This is a genomic window from Paenibacillus plantarum, assembly GCF_013141695.1.
GTDB classification, from domain to species: domain Bacteria; phylum Bacillota; class Bacilli; order Paenibacillales; family NBRC-103111; genus Paenibacillus_E; species Paenibacillus_E plantarum.
On the sequence record NZ_WHNY01000074.1, the window covers coordinates 237,398 to 259,790 of the forward strand.

Here is a 22,393-nt window from a genome sequence, read left to right on the forward strand (position 1 = left end):
AATTTCACATCAAATTCGTGTTTCAGTGATTTAACTGGAAATTATCCATGTAATTCCAAGATTTCAAGAGAATATGGATGAAATTCGATGATTTAACGACATAAATTCCATCTAATCGTGGAATTCGGAGAAATTCGCGAGAATTAACTGTATGTTTTCCATTTAGACGGGGTAGGAAAACCGAAATCAGATAAAGTAGAGTAAAAAAAGCTGTCCTGAAGTAGAAAAATCTACTTATGGGACAGCCTCTATATAAGAATAGAATTAAGCTTCATGTTGTAAGTCGTGTTCCACTTCTTTTTTGATTTTATTCGGCATCATTTTCGGCTTGCCTGTGAACCACTTCGTATACAGGTCTTCGTAGGTGCCATCTTTGGATACGGATTGGAGCGCCTCGTTGATTCTTCCGAGGTACTTGTTTTTCTTTTTAGCAAGAATAGCTAGACTTTCTTTATTGAACGGCTCTCCTGCTATCTTTACGGACCCTTGCGCTGTGTTTTTCATATAATCCTGGGCATTGCGTTCCTCCACGATAACTGCGTCTGCTTTATGATTTTTTAACTCCTCATAGGCATCGGAGATTTTTGAAAAGCCGTGGATTTTCGCTCCTTGAATTTCACTCGCATAATAAAATCCCGGTGATCCATTTTCGGTTGCTATCGCTTTTTGGACCAAATCGTCTTTGCCTTTGATCGTCCCGTTCTCCGAAGCAGTAAGAATCACTAAGTTTGTTTGAAAATAAGGATCGGAATACTCAAGATCATTACTTCGTGCATCTGTAATTGTCTTCCCCGCAATGGCCAAATCAATAGCACCAGACTTCAACCCTTTATTCAATTCACCCATTTCCATAGGAACCAACTCGTAGGTAAGCTTCGACTTTTTGGCGAGTGCTTGCCATAAATCCACCTCAAAGCCTTTCTTCTCGCCACCATCTGTATACGTATAGGGGCGGAAATTTTCCTCGATGCCGACTTTGACTGTTTTATTCTGCGTACATCCAGAAGCTATCATGGCAATCAACAGGGTGATCGAGAGGATAATTCCTCGTTTACTTCTAAAGCCTTCATTCATTGCATCCATACCCTCCTCATTCGGTAAACATAGGTATTATTTGTAAATGTTTGGAGGGTTATGCAGGCGAGCAAGTTAAAAAAACCAGTCAACCCCCTACGTTAGGGTTAACTGGTTTCTTGCAGACTTAATGTACGATTAACTCGATATTAACTAGCAGGTTCAAAGGTCCATTGGCTGGTCCAATACGTTGTAGGAACAGTTCCATACTGCACCAAGCCCGTGCTATTCTCCGTGTGCATATAGGTGCCTTTCCAACGATTTTTCATTCGAGTATAGCCCGAGACAATTTCTTCTGTCCATTGTGAACTCCAATATGTCGCTGGCACAGTGCCATACTGAACATTTCCGTTCAAATTCTCCAAATGCATGTATTGGCCAGTCGATCTATTTTTATATCGGGTATAGCCCTCCGTCGTTTCTTTGGACCACTGGGAGCTATAATCTGTAGCTGGTACATTGCCGTATTCTACGTTCCCCGTGAGATTATTCGTATGCATATATAGGCCAGTTTGATGATTTTTGATGCGATAATACGGCGTTGGATAGCCGCCATTCTTCTTCCATACACGGACATAATCTACACTCCATGTTTTTGGCCACACATTATTATGAACACCTGAACCCGCGTCAGTATAAATCCCCAAAATCATCCCCATCGGCATGTTAGGCGCATCATTGATCGTTTTGTACAGCTGGTTATCGTAGTAGAAGTTAAGCTGTGTAGGAGTCCATTCCATCCCATAGATATGATACTCGGTAGACTGATCGCCGCTAGGAACCGGATCTTCATAGGAGACCCAGTTACCTAGAAAATTAGGATCCCCCCAGCCATATCCAGCGATCCGCCACGTATTCGGTTTCGAGAAGAATGTCTCGACAATATCAATTTCGGGATTGGCCGAAGCGCTGCTAGTATCCTGCGTCCCCACCATCCACCAAGCTTGATGTCCGCCGCCGCCGACATTGGCATTTTTGGCTCTCATTTCAAAATAGCCATACATCGTGCTATATCCGTTAAAATCAGCTTCATGATGATTATTCGGCATCGATCCGTTGAATTTATGCCAGTTGTCCTTCTCATACGTCTGGATACTGGATATTTTCACCGTAGAATCATAAGTCGGGTTCCATGCTGGTGTATCTGCATCAATGCGTTCTTGCAAGGCCCCGTTTGCAATCGTGTACCGCGCCTTAGCCCCTAATTCCCGATCAGCCGGCGTTGTCCAGTGAGGAAGATAGTACGGAAGCCATTTATTTGTATCCAAAGTCGTTCCATCAAACTCTTCCTGGAAATCAAGGGTGTAACCTGTTTTGGTAATGGGGTTAGCAGGGTAATCAGCAGCAGATACACCAATTGGCATTAACGTCGTTAACAGAACAACAAGCATCATACACAGGCTAATCACTTTGGTTTTCATCGTCATCACAATTCCCTTCTTCATCCAATTGTTGGTAGAACACAATTCAATCTCTCGCTGCCCTCCTCCTAAGTCAGAGTAACCGCTTGCATTTATAATTATATAGGGATTCTTTTCAGTCAAAATATCTAAGATTCTTTGGATTCCTACGATGATTCGGTCTTTCTTTCCATATAAAAGACCTAGCCAGCGGCTAGGTCCTCTATATATATTTTGTGGCTTTTCTACCGTATCGATATACGTAATTCGTCTTCATCTGCCCCGAAACGAACATTAGATACATGCTCCTGCACGTCCATATGCCCAGAACTGATATCTGTAACCAGCATGTCTTGTCTTTGATAATTTTTAAAATAAATATCCTTGACATAAGAATCCTGATTTACACCCTTTAATAAAGCCCTCTGTTCTCCACTACCCTGATAGGTGACCTTATCCAGCGTAATATTTTGGATGATTCCCCCGTCTTGATCTCCTGGAAATCGTTCATCCGTTCGGAATTGAAACACGGCAGCTTTATAGGGATCTCTAAACGCATCTATTCTTATATCTTTAAATAAGATATTTCGAATATCATTGCCCCCATTTGCCCATAATTTCAACACACCCGTAAATTTATCGAGGATATATACCCCTTGCTGATTCAATACATCGATATTTTGGAACGTTAAATCTGATATGTGGGCATCTGGTACACTTCCCAGACCTATGAGAATGGTATGCGCATCATCCCCCCACAGCACGCTATTTTTCACCGTATTATTAGAGGTTGGACCATAATGATACATCACAATATCATCATCAGGTGTTCGAATAAATACACCTGTAATGAGACCGTCGTTCGATCCACTGAAATGAATCCCATCCGCATTTACTTCATAGGCGATAATATGAATATTTTGAACAACGGGCCTTGTAGCAAAATTCATTACCACGGCCCACATGGTTGGATCAATAATGGTAATGCCTTCGACTCGATTATCACTGCCGCCGCTTAACCAAATCGCGCCCGTCCTGCCTTCCCCCGGAGTTGGATTGATATGCTGCAATTGACTGCCATCGAGAATTCCACGGCCCCTTATGGTCACATGATCCACTTCGTCAGAAGATATCGATCCGTAACAAACAGCGCCAGGTGCCATATACACCGTCGTATGATGTTGGGAAATAAAGAACGACTCACCCGAATGCCAGTTCCCATAATTGGAACTTGTTCCGTAACGAGTATGCTCATTCCCATCAACAGCATGGACATAGCTAGGCATGGCTCCCGCAATTGCGCGATTCAATGACAGATTCGTAGTCCCCCCCGCTTCATAAACGTTAAACTCGCCAATTGAATTACTGAACACCCAGCCTGAATCAACATTGCTTCCTAGAAGCATGAGCCGCACATATCTAGCCTCTCTTGGGCTAAAAGAATTTGTTATATATCCCTCAAGTGTATTACCGGTACCATCATAGACAAGGGTATACGGATCATTAGCCTCCACTTTCGTTTCCACAAGGTACTTATTCGGGTAGGAGATAGGGTCCATGCCTAATCCTTGTATCTTTAATACTGTCTGCCCGAGATCAATCCGATCAATCGCATACACACCTCCAAGATCAACCTCTACCCAAGAACCTTTCGGTAAGGTATGCAGGCCGGGTTTAAAGTAATACGTGTCTTTCCCCTCAGGCAATTGCAAAGGAATTGCATCCCCTGGATGAATGAGGTGAACATTCGGCGCACTTTCAGAAGGCACATCCGTTTCTAAAGGATTGGTTAAGATATGCAGGTCTTCCGTGTTCCAACTATCGTTGATGCGAATGACGATTTTACGTGGAGAATCCTCGTCCTGTGTGGTTGAGAACGTGAGGGTATTTCCCATTTGCGCTGCATCAATGTCATATGAACTTGGCCTGATATCATAGCAATTCATCGTTCCACCATGATAGGTGACTTTGATGTCTATGGTACCGGCAAAATCGAAAATCACCATGGAAGAATCAAATTTTGTTCCATCCTGATGACCTAAAATAACATTGTAAACGAATATATCGGTCCATTCCGACCCATTCGAAGGCTTAATTTGAACTGTGAAGGTAGGATTCATTGCTATTCCTGCCGGCGGGGACCATGTATGAATGGTATTAGACATTTTTCCTCCTGTGAAACCTGAATATGATTACAGCTTTTTGCTAATTCGTAATAATTACATTGTCAAAATAATAGATTCCGCCTGTAGGAGCTTCAGACGATACGAAACCTACTTTGCCTATATCATGGGTAGCCGTCTCCAGTGATTTAGTCGCATTAATCAGCACATTATCGACGTACAAGTCGAAAGTATCCGTAATCGTATTGATAACTAGTTTCACATCGTACCATTGATTGATGTTGTAAGGCTTTAACGCTGTCCAGACATTCCCATTGTTGCTGTATATGTTCCCTCCGCTATCGAAGCCAACTTGGGTAAGTTCAGCTCCTGCAGAGTTGTATATCGCAAGAGATCTCCAATTGGTTTTGTTGGCTATATTCATTTTGGCCTGAACCGTTACGATACCAGACATTGCACCTATGGTCTTATACGAATTGACGATGCTGCTCGTCGTCTTGAGCATCTTCACACTTTTATCCGTCGAACTCGGTACGGCTTGGACAGTGGTTCCCGATGTGCTCGTCCACCCGCTTGGCGCGTTCCCAATCGTATCCGAGTTGAAATCACTGTCAACAATCGTATGCAGGTAAGATACCTTTACTTGATCAAAATAATACGTGCCTGCAGCAGCTTCACCGGAAGTAAACATGACACTGGCCACATTGGCTGTTGCAACTTCAAGTGACTGATTGGCTGCTTTGAGAACACCGTCCATATAGAGGTTATATTGGTCTGTTGCGGTATTGATCTCAACCTTAATGTCGTACCATTGATTGGTAGTGTAAGGCATAAAAGCCGTCCAAACCGAACCGTTATTACTGTAGATGCTGCCTGCCGAATCAAAGCCGACCTGCATCAGCTCAGTACCTGAGGCATTCAGTATAGCCAACGATTTCCAGTTGGTTTTATCGACGATTTTCATTTTGGTCTGCACAGTCACGATACCGGATGTCGGGGGTAGGGATTTGGAACTGCTTATGGCAGCGCTTGTCGTCTTGCTTACACGTACACTTTGGTCGCTTGCGCTTGGATCTGGCTGAACCGTTATTCCTGGGCTGCTCGTCCAACCTGCTGGAGCACTTCCAGTCGCATCGCTATTGAAATTGGCTGCATACGAATAGTTCACATTCGAAACATTCCCCGCACTCGTGATGTTGCCTGATGCTTGATCCGTAACCAGACTCCCATTTCTCGTATAGTTGTTGATATAAATATCTTTGACATCATTCGTGCTGCTTGCACCAGACAAAAGCGATGTCAATTCCCCGCTCCCCTTATAGGTGATATTATCCATGGTGACGTTGGATATTCGGCCATTGCCTTCTCCCGCAAACCGTTCATCGGTGCGGAACTGAAATACGACGGATTTAGCAGGATCTCGGAAGGCTTCTATGCGAATGTCTTTAAATATGACATTTTTAATTTCATTGCCCCCATTAGGCCACAGCTTCATGACACCGTTAAATTTCGTAATATCCACTACCCCTTGTTGGGCAAGGACATCCAAATTTTGAAAAGTTAAATCCGTGATATTGGCATTAGGTTCCGTTCCCAAACCGATGAGAAGGGTATGTGCATCATCTCCCCACAGAACGCTATTCTGAACGGTATTCAATGAGGTCGGACCGTAGTGGTACATGACAATATTATCATCTGGCGTTCTTACAAATGAACCCGTAACCAGCCCGTTCTTACTGCCGGAAAAATGGATGCCATCCGCATTCGCCACATAAGTGATAATGTTAACGTTTCTTACGGTAGGCCTTGTTGAGAAATTCATAACGACCGTCCACATGCAGGCGTCTTGAATGGTAATGCCTTCGATGGTATTGTCACTTCCATTATTGAGCCATATAGCCCCTGTTCTTCCTTCTCCAGGACTTGGATTTGCATGCTGCAACAAGCTGCCATCCAATATGCCACGGCCTTTAATGGTCACGTTACTAACGCCGTCTGATGAAATGGATCCATGTACAACTGCACCCGGCTGCAAATAAACCGTCGTATTATTTTTGGAAATATAAAACGACTCGCCGGGGTGCCAGTTTCCATATCCATTTTTGGAGCCAAATTGAGTCGTTGAATTGCCGTCAAATAATTGCGTATAACTGGGGAAAGCTCCGGCAACCCCATGATTTAAAGCTAGATTCGTGGTGCCGCCAGCTTGAATAACCTTAAATTCGGTCACGGTATTGCTAAATAAATATCCTGAAGCCACGTTGCTTCCCAGCAGCCTCAGTCTCACATATCTCGCATTCTTGGCCGAAAAGCTCTTGGTTATAGACCCCAGAAGGCTGTTGCTTGTCCCATCATAGAGCATCGTGTATGCGTCGCCCGCATTTACTTTCGATTCGACGATAAACTTATTCGGATACGCAGGGCCATTCGTATATAAAGGCGCCTGCTCAAGTCCGATCTTGTCGATCGCATACACAGCGCCAAGATCAACCTCTGCCCACGAACCCTTGGGCAGCGTATGTTCACCCGCTTTGAAATAATACGTATCTTTGCCGGCAGGCAGCTCCAGTGGGATGGCATCTCCCGGATTAATCAGATACACATTGGAAGCCGCCTGCGATGGAGCATTGGTCTCAAGCGGATTCGTTAGGATATGCAGGACGTCTGTATCCCAACTGTCATTGATACGCACCACGATTTTACGTGGCGAAAGATTGTCCTGTACCGTGGAAAAGGTGAGCGTATTCCCCGTCTGGACGGCCTGAATGCTATACGAAGACGGCGTAATGTTATAGGAACTGATTGTTCCGGCATTGTATGTTACTTTCACGTCTAATGAGCCAGAAAAATCAACATTCACATAAGATGAATCGAAATTTGTGCCGTCTTGATGACCTACTTTTACGTTGTATTCGTATAGATCCATCCAGGTTGCCTCATCCGATGGTTTCACCTGAACCGTGAATGTAGGATTCGCTGCAGTACCTGTAGGAGGGGACCATACATTGACTACATTTGCACCTGCTGCCTTCGCATGTATCCCGCCTATGAAACCTAACATAGCAACCAAGCTAAAAAGGAATAAGAACAACGAATATCGTTTCATCATGAACATAACAATTTCCCCCGTTTCGAATTATCGCACAGAGCGCAATGTAGAAGGCATGATAAGCAGGGAACCTATCGGATAGGCCCCCCATAAACAAGTCGTTACTTTTTAGTAGTCGTGCTCCATTCATTTAATTGTTTTTGTTTCTCGGCAATAATTTTGTCAATGCCTGCGCTTTTCAGTGCAGCCACCATTTTGGGAATATAGACATCCGGGTCCACGGAGCCAGACATAATGGCTTGTTGGTACTGCTTGAGCACGCTGTTGCTAGCAGCCACTTCCTGAGTTAAAGATTCGGAATTCCAAGCAAAACCAAGTGCAGGTGATTTGTCAGCTGTTTCGTTGAATGTTTTGAATTTCTCCCATTTCTTCGGGTCTTCATTTGGGAATAAATACGTTAACATCTGATTTCCCCACATCCAAGGCTCGTTCTTATAACCGACGGATGCCGCATCAACACCTGCAGGGAAATCAATCGTAGTTTCATCCTTTTTCACATAATGAGTTCCTTCCACACCGAAATCAAACAGATTAAGCAGCGTTTTATCGCCATAGAGCATGTTCAAGAACATCATAGCCCGGTTAGGATCTTTCGAAGTCTTGGGAATGGCCGTCATAATCCCGGTCGTGTTCAACGTAATCGGGGTGTTTACCATTTCTTTCTGAACGACCTTAACTCCCCAGGCTGAGGACATTTCAGCGTCTTTCCCAGGCTTCAGCTCCGAATACATCGCGAATGCCTTTCCTGCTTGCATGGCGCCAAAGTCTTTGACCGTGGCCGCATCCAGATTCATATATTTCGCCTGATACCATTTACGCGCCAGCTTCGCATAATCCATGAATACTTTCGACTCAAAGATATCGACTACTTTTAACTCCTTGCTGGAACGGTCCAAAGCACCCAAATAATCGCCAAGATTATCGAACGACGAAGAACTGATGGCAAAGTTGCTCATCTGACGCCCCTCTTGTCCGAAGAAAGGAACGATGTCAGGTTCATTGTCTTTAATCGTTTGTAGCATAGGCTCCAAATCTTCGAGCTTGTTCACCTTGCTGATATCAAATTTATATTTATCGACTAACGCCTTATTGAACAAAACACCATCTACACTGGCAAATTCTTTATTCGTAGGAAGTCCGTAGATTTTCCCGCCTATCCTTGTTCCATCCAAGAACTGCGGCTGCAAGGATTTCGTTACATCTCCGCCGTATTTGGCAATAAGCTCATCTAGAGGTATAAATGCTCCTTTAGCAACGTTCTGAGAATAACCAAGGCCGCCAGCCGTCATCATCACGTCCATTGGTTCACTCGTAGCAATCATCAGATTGGTTTTCTCGATCCAAGTTCCCCACTCGATCGGCTTAAGTTCAACTGTAGCGTTAATCTTGTCAGTTAAATACGCATTCATTTTGTCTTGCACGGCCTTAAGATCCTTGGGAACTGCGCCTGTTGCGTAAACGATCGTCAACTTATACGGATCCAGTTTCGAAGAAGAAGCATTACCCTTCGTACTTTCGGATGTGCTTTGTGGTGTATTCTCCTTCGTAGCCGAAGAACTGCAGCCTGCGAGTACGGCACTTAATGTGAGAATAACCGTCGTCATTACGAATACCTTTTTCATTGTGATCAAGTCTCCCCTGAATATTGTTGTCATGCAACTAACCCTTTCCTACGTACTTAGCTGAATCACCTCCTCCATTAAATCTAGTGCTAGCCTTTAACCGAGCCTACAGTGAGACCTTTCACCAAATACTTCTGAAAAAAGGGATAGCAAATAAGAATAGGTCCTATACCAATAACCGCCATTGCCATGATGATAGAATTTTGGGGCATTTCGGATATTAATTTGGCAGAATTCGCATTCTCCGTATGAGAAGACAGGAACTGAATATTCAGCAAAGCTTTTGTCAGTAAGTATTGCACACTGAAATACTTGGAATCGCTAATAAATATCAACCCGTTAAACCAATCATTCCAATAAGCCAGCGTAGTGAACATGCCGATCGTTGCCAGTACTGATACCGAGAGTGGGAGAACCAGTTGAAAGAAGATTCGCCATTCTCCAGCGCCATCTATACGAGCCGACTCAATCACCGAAATAGGAACAGAATTAGAGAAGAAGGTCCTCATGATCAGCACATTAAATCCATTCATAAGCAGTCCTGGGATGATGAGTGCCCACATCGTATCGCGTAAATCGATGATTTGGGTATACACCAGATACCAAGGAACTAAACCGCCGTTTAATAAAATCGTAAAAAACACATAAAAGGATAGTATCTTTCGATACGGAAAGTCCTGACGGGACATTGGGTAAGCAACTAAGCTTGAAATAAATAAGCTGGTTAAAGTTCCCGCGATCGTAATGATAATGGTAACGCCGTAAGCTCGAAATAATTGATGAATGTCTATAAATAAATAGCGATAAGCGGCTGTGCTCCATATTTTCGGGAAATACGTGTAGCCGCCTGTACGCAAGATACTCTCATCCGTAAAAGAAGCAATTAGCACCAGAACTATTGGAAATAAACAAAATACACACATCACTAAGAAGAAACCATGCAATAAACCACTCGACCAAGGGGACCCTTCCCGATGCGTTCGAAACCGCTTTTGATTGACAATATTGACTTCCATACGTATCCTCCTCTAAAATAAAGCGCTCTCTTTATCCCATCTTCTGACCAACATATTGGCAATGATGACAAGCACGAATCCCACTGTCGATTGGTATAAACCTGCAGCCGAAGACATGCCGATATCTCCTGTTACCAATAAGGCTCGGTAGACATAGGTATCAATGACATTGGTAGTCGAGAACAAAATACCTGTATTGAGAGGAACCTGGAAGAACATACCAAAATCTGCATAAAAGATGCGGCCAATCAGGATCAGCACCACAACGATCACAACTGGACGGATTAGCGGGAGTGTGATCTTCGTCATCTGCAGCCAGCGATTCGCGCCATCCATGCGGGCAGCCTCATAATATTCTTGGTTAATACCAATCATAGCGGCAAAATAGATTAAACTTGAATAACCGACATATTTCCAAGTGTTCACCATGACAAGGATGTAAGGCCAGTATTTGGACTCCAAATACCATTCAATCGGTTGTATATGCAAGAACGGAAAAATGACTTTATTGATAAAACCGTGCTCAATACTAAAAAATGCAAGAACAATATAGCCAACGATACTAAATGAAATTAAAAAGGGCAGCAGCATGATACTTTGGTACAGATTGCGGGCAAAACGATTTTTGATTTCATTCAACAGTAAGGCTACAAGGAGCGCTATGACTAAATTATTAACGATAATAAACGTCCCATTGTAGAGCAGCGTATTCCGGGTAATGATGAAGGCATCATGCGATTTGAATAGAAATTCAAAATTCTTAAAGCCCACCCAGTCGCTATGGAAAATTCCTTTGGTGTAATTAATGTTCTTAAACGCAATGAATGTGCCCAGCATAGGCAAGTAATTATTAATAAATAAGTACAATACACCTGGCAGTGTCATCAGAATCAGACTGCTATATTTCTTTGCCATTCCGCTACCCTCCACTCTATTTCTCTTCTTTATTGTAGAGGGAGCAGCTTTTTTCAGATAGCGCTCAAGATACCGAACCTATCACTCAAGTTACTTCTTGGGAATAAAAAGACGAACGACAGCTCCTTTTTCCAGTCCATTTCCAATAAGAAGACGGGCCTCATTGGCATAATAGGCTTGCAGTCTTTGTTTCACATTTTGAATGCCCAAATTCCCGGCATCCCCTGATGCCTGACCGCTTGTGACGAACCTTTGCAACGATTGCTCAGAAAACCCATTTCCATTATCTTCAATATGGATCCATAGGCCATTGCTATTATCGGAATGCTCTTCATAACATATTATTTTCAAATGAAAACCCTCATCTTGCATCACCATGCCATGGATAATGGCATTTTCAACAAAAGGCTGAAAAATCAAAGAAGGAATAAGCAGGTCGCCGACATGTCCATTGCATTCGATAGAGAAATCAAAATGCAGGGGAAAACGCATCTTATGAATTTGCAAATAGTGGCCAATGTGCTTCATTTCCTCTGTGATCGTCACCAATTTTTGTGGGCTTCGCATCATGGAACGGAAGTAATTCATGAGATGAACGATCATCTTCTGAGCCAATTCGGATTTCTTAGTGGCAATCAGGTTATAGGCAATGTTTAAAGAATTCAATAAAAAGTGCGGATTGATTTGCAATTGCAGGTGCTTAATTTCAGCCTGTTGCGTTTTAATATGCTCTTCATAGACGTTGATTTTCAAAGATGAAATTTCAGCGGACATGGTGTTGAAGGTCTCCGACAGCAAGTCCAGCTCCTTGGAATGACTGGGCGGCATCCTGTATTGCAGATCCCCCTCTTGAATGCGTCTCATTGCGCGAATAACACGAATGATTGGGTTCACGACGATTTTTTTAAGTAGAACTAAATTGATGATGAGAAAGCAGCCGATGACAAAGGGCAAGAAGTAGATTAACTTTTGCAGCAAAGAAAGCTGTTTATACACATTTTTCTCTGGTAAGAGAACCGTCATGATCATATTAGAGACTTGTGAGTGATTCGTAACTAATAAATACTTATCGGGGATTTCTACCGTGTGGAACGATTTATCCGTTTGGAGAATCTTGCCTGTAAGTTGGTTCAAAAATATCGGAGAAATCGTCGTTGCCGTTAACGGTTCCGCCTGGTCAGAGAAGAAAATAATTTGCTCATCCGCGACCAATTGAACCTTATTGGATGGAGCAGCTAAGCTTTGAATGGGGATAACACTCCCCACATATAGACTCGCCCCTGACTTGACGACATGAATCAAACAAGGAATGCCCGCAACCTTCACGGTTCTCCATCCATCCCCCTGCTGCATGAATTGTCCCTCACTGCGCATCCAGTCATACATGAAATCCTCTGTACCTTTATTCTGCGGAATCTGCGATCCGGTAGATCTTGTCATGACAAGATCTTGCGTTTTGGTCGAATAAATGAATAAGGCACCTAACTCGCTATAGTAGTTAATATCCTTCTCCATCGTAATGGCCGCAGCGATTCGGGTCATTAAATATTCATCACTCCCGCGAGGCTGCCGTTCCAAGGAAATGACCGCTGGATCTTGGAAGGCCAGCCTGAACATATAGGTATTAATTTCCGATAACTTATTGTCAATATGACTCATTTGCCCGCTTAATAGGCTCGAATTCGTTTGGGCAACTTGATCACGAACCAAATTCATCGCATAACTGTTACTGAAAAACAACAATAAAAACAAAGGAAGTGAGACCCAGATAATAACGCTTACAAATTTGAAAAAGAGAGAATTCCTGTTCCTGTAATTCATTCGCCTCTCACCCCAGTATGTTAATTGTTCAATTTCCTAAATTCATGCGGCGTCATCCCATGGGCGCGTTTAAACATTTTCGAAAAGTGAGAAAAATGCGTATAGCCCAAAGAAACGGCAATTTGACTGATGGTAGCATCTGTCCCAGTTAACAATTCCTTAGCCATCTTCAGCCGTTCGAATGTTATGAAATCGGTGAGTGTTTCTCCTGTTTCTTTCTTAAAAAAACGAGACAAATACGCTGGGTTTAAATGAACAGACGCCGCTACATCTTCGCGGGTTATTTCCGCGGTCAAGTGCTCTTTGATATAGGTCTTCACCATTTCAATCATCGTTTTTTCGCTTTTGCGTCCAAATTGCCTCTGGTACATAAAGGCCTGCTTGGACAGGCTGACATTGTTACTTTCCATAGCAATCAAATCTTGATAAACACGGTATAAGTCCTGAATAGGCGCCCAATGTCCGATGTAACAAGATATATGGCAATAAAAATGCTCATTGCATGCTCGAATAAAGGTTTCACATCTCAGACGCCAGTCCTCCAAGGAGATCGGCTCGCTTCCATCCGAGTAGATGAAGATCACATTGATGCCGGAATGATCCTGCAAAGCAAGTCCATTATCCTGCCCGACGACCAGTTCCGCTGCTGCGTTTCGAATCGCATACTCAAGGACTTCCTCATCTCTGGAACTGAATTCTCGCTGCCACTTTTCTACACTAATCAGGATTGGCAGGATCATAAAGTTGTCAGAGGTAGTCAACCCGACTTCTTGCAACTCACCTGCCATCTTTATCGGATCATTGGAGATACGCTCATCCAAATAGTCTTGCCAAATCCGTTCAATTAACAGCGGTTTTTTGACCTCCCACAGCGGATAGAACTTTTCATACGTCTCTTTGATCTCTTCAAACCCCAACTCTTTTCTGCGGATTTCCAATGCTTTCACAATAATTTCTTCCAATTCTGAGAAATTGACTGGCTTAACGATATAATCAAATACGCCTAATTGAAGCGCCTTTTTCGCATAATCAAATTCCGAATGACAAGTAAGAAACACGACAACCATGGAAGGATAGACCGATTTGACCCACTCCATCAATTGCAGCCCATTGCCATTTGGCATCTCTATGTCGCAAATCATGATATCAATTGGATGTTCGGTTATGATTTTTTGGGCCATGTCGATATTATAGGCTTCAAAAACCTCTGTAAACCCCAAGGATTGCCATGCTAAGTTATACTTAAGTCCCTCAATGGCATAGATTTCATCGTCAACAAGCAAGATACGGCTCACTGTGAAAGTCCCCCTTTATGTAAATAATGATTATGTTTAATTAGACTGAAATAAACATGAGTATAGCATGACAGGCTCCGCTGGTGAATGAACGCGCAAAAAAAAACAGCAGATCGGCTCATTCCCCCGCTCTGCTGCACCTCATTATGATCCTGCTATCTCAGCGTCGGAATGACAACCGTTACGGTCGTTCCCACACCCTTTTCGCTTGCTATGGTAAGGCCATAATCCCCGCCAAAATATAGCCGAATTCGCTCTTGCACATTGCGCAGCCCATACCCGCCGCCTTCCGCATGGAGCAAACGATCCTGCACCGCAGCTTCCATGCCTTTGCCGTTATCTTGCACAGTAAAATGGATCTCATCCCCCACAAATTCAACACCAATGCGAAGAAGCTTGCTTCCCTCTTCCTTCTCATCCAGTCCGTGAATGATCGCATTCTCGACAATCGGCTGCAAAATGAAATTAACCGTCTCACAATCATAGGCTGATTCGTCGATCTCATAGATGACTTCGAATTCATCGTCATGCATGATGAGCTGTATCGCCAGATATGCTTGGATATTGCCGATTTCATCCCGAATGCGTATGAGGTGATTGCCTTTGTTCAAGCTCGTCCGATAAAATTTAGACAACGCATTGGCGACTACGCTGATGTCCATCGCATCCCGTTGTACGGCCTTCCAGTTAATAATGGACAAGGTATTATACAAGAAATGCGGCGAAATCTGTGCCTGGAGCGCCTTCAGTTCTGCTTCTTTTTCCAGCATGCGTGCTTGGACTGCTTCCTGAATCGAATCTTGAACTTTCTTCACCATGTCGGCAAAGCTCTGCGTCAATTGCCCAATTTCGTCTGTCGCATTAGCGACTATCGGCACATCAAAGTTACCATTCTCCACGATGCTGATCTTCTTTTTCAAGGCATGAATCGGCCGCACCAAGGTTCGCGAGAACAACCAAATGATACATAACAGAACCAACATACAAATCAGAATAATGGAAGCCGTCGCTTTCAAAATATCCTTCGTATCCACAATCATGCTCGTCGTCGGCATAAAATACGTGAAGGTCCAACCCGAATTCATCAGCGAGCTGCGCGTCATCAAATATTCTTTGCCCTGCATACGGAACTGCCCTTCAGCTTGAGCTGCAATGTCTCCTAGCGCTTTTTCGCTTAAGGAGGAAGCTGCCTCCCCCGCATAAATCACTTGCTGCTTACTGTCCGTAATCAGGATACCGTACTCACCATCGTAGACTTGGTCGAGCTTCTCGAACATTTTATCGTAATCGATCTTCACGTACAAAACACCAGCAAATGTGGTATTATCACTTTTCTGAATGTTATGCGTAGCGAAAAGCACCTGTTGCTGCTGATCATAGTACCACTGCGTCTTACTTACTTTCCTCGCCTCTTCATACCACGCAGTATTTCGGACAGCCTCGCTGGGATAGATGAAGTTGCCGATCTGTTTGCCCGTATAATCCGAGTAAAAGAGAACGTCTTTCATCTCCCGATTAATGTTGATGTAATACCAAATCGTCGGCTCGATGTTGTCGTTAAGCTCTTTGGTATAACTGAGAATATCCGGTAGCTCGGAGCCTGTTACCTTTTTCACAATAGGATTAAACACCATGAAAGAAATGAAATTCCCTGACTTCTCCATCTTCTGATCTAAGTTAAGAGCCGTCTGACTAACCGTGTGGTTCATACCAATCATGAGCTGTTTTTTCAGGTACCCTTTGGACGATTGATACGCATAGATCCCCAAAGCGAGAATCGGGATAATAATCACGACGAGGTACGTAATAATGAGTTTCTTCCTGACCGTGCTGTTGCGAAAATAGGCGAGAAGATGTTTCACGGCAGACGCACCTTTTCCCTATATTGCTTAGGTGTGATGCCGAAGCTCTGTTTGAATGTCAGGCCGAAATAAGACATATCCGAGAACCCGACCATTTTATACACATCGTTAATCTTATAATTGCTTTGATCAAGCAGATATTTCGCCTTCTCCATCCGGTACTGTGTAATATATTTAACGACACTGACGCCAGTCGCTTTTTTGAACGTATGGCTGAGATAGCTGGCGGATAAATGAACGCTTTTGGACAAATAATCCAAGCTCAGATCTTTCTCGTATTCCTTCTCAATAATGCGCAGTACATCTTCGATTGCTCGTTTGCGGGAATCTGCATCCGGATCATCCGCATGGTCTTGAATCAGGTTGCGCAGCCGTTTCTCTTGCTGGTACACGAGTCCTGCTTCATAAACCTGCTGCCAATCCTCCTGTTGCCGCTTAGCCGACTCTTCCTCTTGCAACTGCTGAATGACAGCAGCTATGACCGAACGAAATTCTTCCGGCTCAATAGGCTTGAGCAAATAGTTCGACACCTGCAGGGAGATCGCTGTTTTCGCATAGTCGAATTCCCCATGTCCACTCAGAATCAGAATTTTGAGCTGAGGCTTCAGCGCCCTAGCTTCTCGAGCCAGTTGCAGCCCGTCCATGAAGGGCATTTTGATATCCGTGAGCAGCACGTCCATGTCGTGTGCTTGGAGTAACTCCAAAGCAGCCCTGCCGTGTTTCGCCTCCAGTATGTCAAATGGGAAAGCGTACTTAGCCATCAGGAACTTGATCCCTTCCCGCTCAATCTTGTCATCATCTGCGATTAGTATGCGGAACATGTGAAATCCCCCCTGCTTCCATTTTATCAAACAGGATCAACAGCGTACATAAGGCAAACGTCAAACCGTTCGCAATCTTCCTTCCTATCCCTTCAACGCCCCGGCCGCCACGCCTTTAATCATGTACTTCTGCATCAGCAGATAGAACACTAGGAGTGGTGCTACACCTAGAAGCAGCATCGGGAACAAGCTAGTCCAATCCACCGAAAACTGCCCGATATTCCGAAACACTTCCAGCAAAATAACGTTGTTTTCACGCGACTGCAGGAACAGCAGCGGATTCATAAAATCGTTCCACACATTCAACGTTGTAACAATCGCGACAGTCGCAATCACCGGCGTTAGCAGTGGAAAAGCAATACGCCAAAACGTCGCCTGCACCGAGCACCCATCGATAAAAGCAGCTTCCTCTAACTCCAGCGGCACAGAAGTGCTGATAAAGCTGTGAAACAAAAATATCGCAATGACACAGCCGTTCCCAATGTTCACCACAATGACGGCCAAGAGGTTATCCATCAGCCCTAGGCTGTTAATTAGCTTATATAGACTAACCAGTCCCATTTGAAACGGAACCATCATACCTGCTAGAAATAAGTAGAAAATAAACTTGTTCAACGCATGCGCTCTCCTTGCTAACGCGTACGCCGCCATGGAAGAAAGCAAAATAATTCCAACGACGGATACCCCCGTCACAATGAGCGTATTGAGAAAGACGCGCGGGAATCTCATCGTTTTCCAAGCTAAGATATAATTATCTACGTTAAAATGAGTAGGCAAAGACAACGGACTGAACGTTGCTTCATCCGGTGTTTTGAAGGTCGTAACGATCAGATAATACACGGGGATGAAGAATAAAGCCGCAATGACAATCAACAGCACTTCGAAAGAGCCGTTAACGACCCGCTCGCGGGAGGATAGTTTCATGTTCATTGAATTTGTTTCCCCCATTTCCCAAGTACGCGCATCATGACTGTCGTGATCAACATAACAACAACGAAGAATACAACACCTGATGCAGCCCCCTTACTATAAAAACCTTCATTGAAAGACGTCTTGATATAAGCCGTCATAATCGTCTGCGTCGCATTGCCCGGGCCCCCGTCAGTGAGGGCAAGAATGATATCGAACACTTTAAGTCCACCAATCATAGCTGTAACGGCTACGACATTAACGGATGGCTGCATAAGTGGCAGTGTCACCTTCCAGAACTGCTTCCACGATGAGGCACCGTCGATATCAGCAGCTTCATACAAATCCTTCGGAATACTTTGCAGATTGGCCAGAAAAATAACCATGGCCCACCCCGTCCACTGCCACAACTGCGTGACAACAACCGAATAGAGCGCTAGATCGGCATCGCCGAGGAAATTAATTTTTGCTAAACCAAGTGCAGTCAAACCATTGTTGATTAGGCCGAAATCTGACGTCGACATCAAATAATTCCATAGAAATCCAATAATCAGCGGGCTGAAAACCGCAGGAAGGAAAAATACGGATCGCAACACATTACGCGTGAGCAGCTTACGATCTAGAAAAACAGCCAGTACAAGGCCAAAAGCCGTTTGAAATACCGTCATTAATAGGGCATAAATGAGTGAGTTTTTAAAACCTGCGAGCAGCAAATCATTATTGAAAATACTCTCGTAATTTTTGAAACCTACGAAGCTCAAGTTAGTCATTTTGGAAATTGAGTAATCCGTCACACTATAATAGAACATCGATAGAAACGGATACACGGCGAACACGAGATAGAACACAAGCGCAGGCAGGATCAGCATGCCATAGTTCAATTCTCTTCGCAGCAGTTTCAGTCGCACAGCCATCCACCCCTCTAGAAAACGTACGGCAGCCACTTGGTGTTGCCAAAGGACCGCCGTAGGTTTCAATATGAAATTACCTTGTTATTTATTTCTTCATTAACTCAGCAGTCTTCTTATCTGTCGCTTTAAGTGTTTGGCTGACATCACTTTTCCCACCAAGCAGCTCTTGGAAGTGTTTCCCATAATCCTCAATAATGGACTGTGCGTTGTCACCCCAATTGTTCCACGGCGCGTATACGTTGCCCGCTTTGAAGGTCGCTTTTACACTCTCGTATTCGCTAGGCATCTCAAATTCGACACCCTTCAAGTAGCTGCTGCCGCCCTTGTTATCATTCCAGAAAGCCTTCTGTCCCTCCGGTGTGGAGATCAAATCCAGTACCTGCTTCACAGCATCCGCGTTCTTCGACTTACTGTTAGCAGCAAAGCCTACACCTGGGCCTCCAATTAACCAGCCTGCTCCTGGCGTGGAGCCATAGAACGGGAACATATCAACTTTGATATTCGGATTCTTTTTCTTAATAGCTTCCATCGCCCATGGTCCAGACTCCCACATTGCAGCCTTGCCTGTCGCGAATTCATCCAGCGCTTGATCATAGTCGACACCCAGCATATCCTGTGTGATGTAGCCTTGCTTGATTAGCTCTGTCCATTTCTCTAGTGCACTGTTCCAGCTGCCCTCGAGCGTTTTCTGACCTAAACCGTATTGCACATCGAAGGTTTTGTTCTCTGGTTTAGACAAGAAGTCGTTCATGACAAGGCCCATCGAAGACTTCATCATCGGCTCCCAGGACTTGGCCCCCATGGCTTGCGGCTTCACGCCATTCTTTTTCAATGACTCGTGCAATTTCAATTCCTCATCGAACGTTGTTGGCGGTTTCAAGCCGTATTTGTCAAATATCTCTTTGTTATAGAAAATCCCCTCAAACCAGCTAATCCCAGGCAGTGCATACAGTTTACCGTCTGTTGTATAGACATTTTTCCCTGCTTCATTGTAACGATCCGCGAGCGAGTTCAAATCTGCCAAATAACCCAATTTTGCATACTTGGCACTGGTCGGTGGACTTACCGAAATGATGTCTGGACCTGATTGAGCAGCTAACTGGGTAGCTACGATGTTATCAAACTGCTTATTATCGATAAATTGGTACTCGAGTTCAATATTCGGAAGCTTTTGCTTAATCAAATCTAACAGCGACTTCACGCTATCCTCTTTGTTCCAGTAAGCCATTCTCACTTTCACTTTCTCTTGCTTGGCGACTGGTGTTGCGGACGCATTGGTATCGCTTGCATTTTGGCTTGCACAACCTGTGAGCGCCATGGAAGCTGCCAAACCTACAGATACAAGCATCGTCGATATTTTTTTCATCGGATGACCCTCCCGTTATATGCTGATTAATGATTGTTCGAACCGGTTCTGATACTCAGTATATCGGAAGGTGGGCGTGCACAATATCTAAGATTTTTTGGAATGCTATGAGAAAATAACTTTACTTTTTTGAGGGCCGCTGCATCCTAAATCAATAAGTTACGTATACGATGTAGAAAGGAGTTGTGCATAGCATGAATGATCTTGAACGCAATCACCATCCAGAAACTACAATTGAGCTGCAGAAAGCCCTTCATGAAATAGAAGCCTGGGAAGCGGAACAGAAAGATCTTTGGTTCTGGGAAAAGCTTGGACGGTTGCCCTTCCAAGTGCTGGACCGCTTAACGCCGAAGTTTTTGAATAAAAAAATAGGGGAAGCCTTGGACGAGCTCGGCAATTATTTGCAAGCAGGCGGACGGTATTTGATCTCTGAAAAGGGGACACTGCGGCATGTTGAAGAAGTGTTTAAGCGGAATAGAGGTAAGCGAGATGAGCTTTCTGAGGGGCTTACGATCGAAAAGGTAGGTACTACATTTCCTCTTCAGATTTTGGATGTGACCGCTGATGAAATTGTCCAAAGTCGTTCGAAAATCGCTACCTTGCAAGGCGCAACAACGGGTATCGGCGGGATCCTCACACTCGCAATCGATATTCCAGCCATCCTTGGATTGTCCTTGAAAACCATTCAAGAAATCGCCATCTGCTATGGCTATGATCCCAAAGATAAGCAGGAACGGATCTTCACGATCAAGGTACTGCAATTCTCATCCTCCGACATTGTGGGCAAAAAGGCCATTCTCGATGAGCTGGCGAACTATGCCTCTGTGGATAAGGAGAGTGTGCAGATGATCTCTCAGCTTCAGGGCTGGCGCGAGGTATTCGCTACGTACCGCGATAATTGGGGGTGGAAGAAGCTGTTTCAGCTCATTCCGATTGCTGGAATTCTCTTTGGTGCTTGGATCAACCGCGGGACGCTGAAGGATGTAGGCGAAGCCGCGAAAATGCTGTATCGCAAGCGGCGTGTTCTCGAACGCTTACAAGCCCAAGTCGATGGTTAGCTGAAACCATCCCAACATCTTGCCGTAATAAGGAGTAAACCGCGAAAAGAGGCATGTAAAGTGATCAAATATTTACTACGTAAACTATTAGGATCTCTTCTCCATTCTAAGCGAGGCCGTCACTATCGACATAGCAGCTCCAATTATCGAGTTCATGTTACGCGACGTCATTCTTCTAGTGATCGTAGAGGTTACGGACATCATCGACAAGGACAACGTTATTACAAAAATAGAGGTGGAAGCTCCAGCTAATCCGAAGCCGCGAAAGTGGCTTTTTCTTTTTAAGCTAATACCGTGTCCAATTCCTCGATGCAAGCTTGCGCGCTCACGTATGGCGAGTCGATTTGCAGTAATTTCCTGATGATGAGCTTCGTATGCGTAGAAATCGGCAATTCCTCTTCCCATCCTCTAGCTGCCTCCTCCTGCTCTTCCTTGGGCTCATAAGTCGAATACAACATGAACAATAAGAAGTGGCCAATGGCGTACAAATCTGAAGTGATGTCTACGGTCCTTCTCCGAATGAGCTCTTCATCGGCATCGATCGTTAACCTAGCCGGCTCCCCTAAACGAGCAGCTAAACCGAAATCAATCAAGCTCATCCGGTCCCCGTCTAAGATGACATTGGGTATGCGAATATCCAAATGCACAATACCCCGCTCATGTATAAAGCGAACGATATCCAGCAATCGGCGTATGAGGATTAAAGCATCCTGTTCTGTAAATTGAGCTCCCCGTTCAAAAATAAGATCTTCAACCGTCCGACCTTTGATAAATTCGGTTACCATATACAATCGTTTCGACTCTTCGAAAGACGCGTAGTATTTTGGAATAGACGGATGTTCCAACTGACGCATGATCGCCATCTCACGGTGCAAAAGGTCTTGCCCCAGCTGCCCCTTACTCGGCTTAGCTTGTTTCACGGCGACTTCCTGACCCGTGTTCTTGTCCAAACACAAATAAGTTAACCCATAACTCCCCATCCCTAGGAAGAGTTCAATCTGATATTGGCCACGAATGACCTCGCCTCTTCTTCGCGGATAGTCGATCCATGCTTCATAAACCCGTTTCCAATAGGGAATCACGATTAGCGG

16 protein-coding genes are annotated in these 22,393 nt (G+C 44.3%); 1 reads left to right on the forward strand and 15 read right to left on the reverse strand.

The genetic code is table 11. The features are described from left to right. Nucleotides 1-264 precede the first annotated feature (264 nt). The 14 genes from GC096_RS27990 to GC096_RS28055 all read right to left on the reverse strand — a co-directional run bounded on the left by GC096_RS27990 (nt 265) and on the right by GC096_RS28055 (nt 20,244). Complete coding sequence (locus GC096_RS27990; RefSeq protein WP_171634808.1) at nt 265-1,074, reverse strand: transporter substrate-binding domain-containing protein; 810 nt, start codon at nt 1,072-1,074, stop codon at nt 265-267. Nucleotides 1,075-1,223: 149 nt separating this feature from the next. Next, complete coding sequence (locus tag GC096_RS27995) at nt 1,224-2,501, reverse strand: glycoside hydrolase family 16 protein (protein ID WP_216626282.1); 1,278 nt, start codon at nt 2,499-2,501, stop codon at nt 1,224-1,226. A gap of 218 nt (nt 2,502-2,719) precedes the next feature. After that, complete coding sequence (locus tag GC096_RS28000) at nt 2,720-4,639, reverse strand: glycosyl hydrolase family 28 protein (RefSeq protein ID WP_171634810.1); 1,920 nt, start codon at nt 4,637-4,639, stop codon at nt 2,720-2,722. 40 nt (nt 4,640-4,679) lie between these two features. Beyond that, on the reverse strand, nt 4,680-7,712 hold the full coding sequence (locus GC096_RS28005) for a discoidin domain-containing protein (protein ID WP_171634812.1): 3,033 nt from the start codon (nt 7,710-7,712) through the stop codon (nt 4,680-4,682). Between the two features lie 95 nt (nt 7,713-7,807). Continuing rightward, on the reverse strand, nt 7,808-9,328 hold the full coding sequence (locus GC096_RS28010) for an ABC transporter substrate-binding protein (RefSeq protein WP_171634814.1): 1,521 nt from the start codon (nt 9,326-9,328) through the stop codon (nt 7,808-7,810). An 89-nt stretch (nt 9,329-9,417) separates the two neighbouring features. Then, complete coding sequence (locus GC096_RS28015) at nt 9,418-10,344, reverse strand: carbohydrate ABC transporter permease (RefSeq protein WP_171634815.1); 927 nt, start codon at nt 10,342-10,344, stop codon at nt 9,418-9,420. 12 nt (nt 10,345-10,356) lie between these two features. After that, the gene (locus GC096_RS28020; RefSeq protein WP_171634817.1) at nt 10,357-11,259 is read right to left on the reverse strand and encodes an ABC transporter permease subunit; all 903 of its coding nucleotides are present in this window, start codon (nt 11,257-11,259) and stop codon (nt 10,357-10,359) included. A gap of 90 nt (nt 11,260-11,349) precedes the next feature. Then, complete coding sequence (locus GC096_RS28025; protein ID WP_171634819.1) at nt 11,350-13,080, reverse strand: sensor histidine kinase; 1,731 nt, start codon at nt 13,078-13,080, stop codon at nt 11,350-11,352. A 20-nt stretch (nt 13,081-13,100) separates the two neighbouring features. Further along, nucleotides 13,101-14,375, reverse strand: coding sequence for a response regulator (locus GC096_RS28030; RefSeq protein ID WP_171634820.1), 1,275 nt, complete (start codon nt 14,373-14,375; stop codon nt 13,101-13,103). A 155-nt stretch (nt 14,376-14,530) separates the two neighbouring features. Next, a complete protein-coding gene (locus GC096_RS39390; RefSeq protein WP_171634822.1) occupies nt 14,531-16,237 on the reverse strand; it encodes a cache domain-containing sensor histidine kinase in 1,707 nt (568 codons plus the stop codon). Beyond that, the gene (locus GC096_RS28040; RefSeq protein ID WP_171634823.1) at nt 16,234-17,058 is read right to left on the reverse strand and encodes a response regulator transcription factor; all 825 of its coding nucleotides are present in this window, start codon (nt 17,056-17,058) and stop codon (nt 16,234-16,236) included. Before GC096_RS28040 ends, GC096_RS39390 begins: the two co-directional genes overlap by 4 nt. Before the next feature lie 84 nt (nt 17,059-17,142). Then, on the reverse strand, nt 17,143-17,988 hold the full coding sequence (locus tag GC096_RS28045; protein WP_246303007.1) for a carbohydrate ABC transporter permease: 846 nt from the start codon (nt 17,986-17,988) through the stop codon (nt 17,143-17,145). Beyond that, on the reverse strand, nt 17,985-18,944 hold the full coding sequence (locus tag GC096_RS28050; RefSeq protein ID WP_246303010.1) for a carbohydrate ABC transporter permease: 960 nt from the start codon (nt 18,942-18,944) through the stop codon (nt 17,985-17,987). Before GC096_RS28050 ends, GC096_RS28045 begins: the two co-directional genes overlap by 4 nt. A 19-nt stretch (nt 18,945-18,963) precedes the next feature. Further along, complete coding sequence (locus GC096_RS28055) at nt 18,964-20,244, reverse strand: ABC transporter substrate-binding protein (protein ID WP_171634824.1); 1,281 nt, start codon at nt 20,242-20,244, stop codon at nt 18,964-18,966. A 194-nt stretch (nt 20,245-20,438) separates the two neighbouring features. Between GC096_RS28055 and GC096_RS28060 the strand changes: the two genes are divergently transcribed. Beyond that, nucleotides 20,439-21,302, forward strand: a complete 864-nt coding sequence (locus GC096_RS28060; RefSeq protein WP_171634825.1) for an EcsC family protein — start codon at nt 20,439-20,441, stop codon at nt 21,300-21,302. Nucleotides 21,303-21,583: 281 nt separating this feature from the next. Here GC096_RS28060 and GC096_RS28065 read toward each other — a convergent pair whose 3' ends face one another. Continuing rightward, a complete protein-coding gene (locus GC096_RS28065) occupies nt 21,584-22,384 on the reverse strand; it encodes a serine/threonine protein kinase (protein ID WP_171634826.1) in 801 nt (266 codons plus the stop codon). Nucleotides 22,385-22,393: the final 9 nt, after the last annotated feature.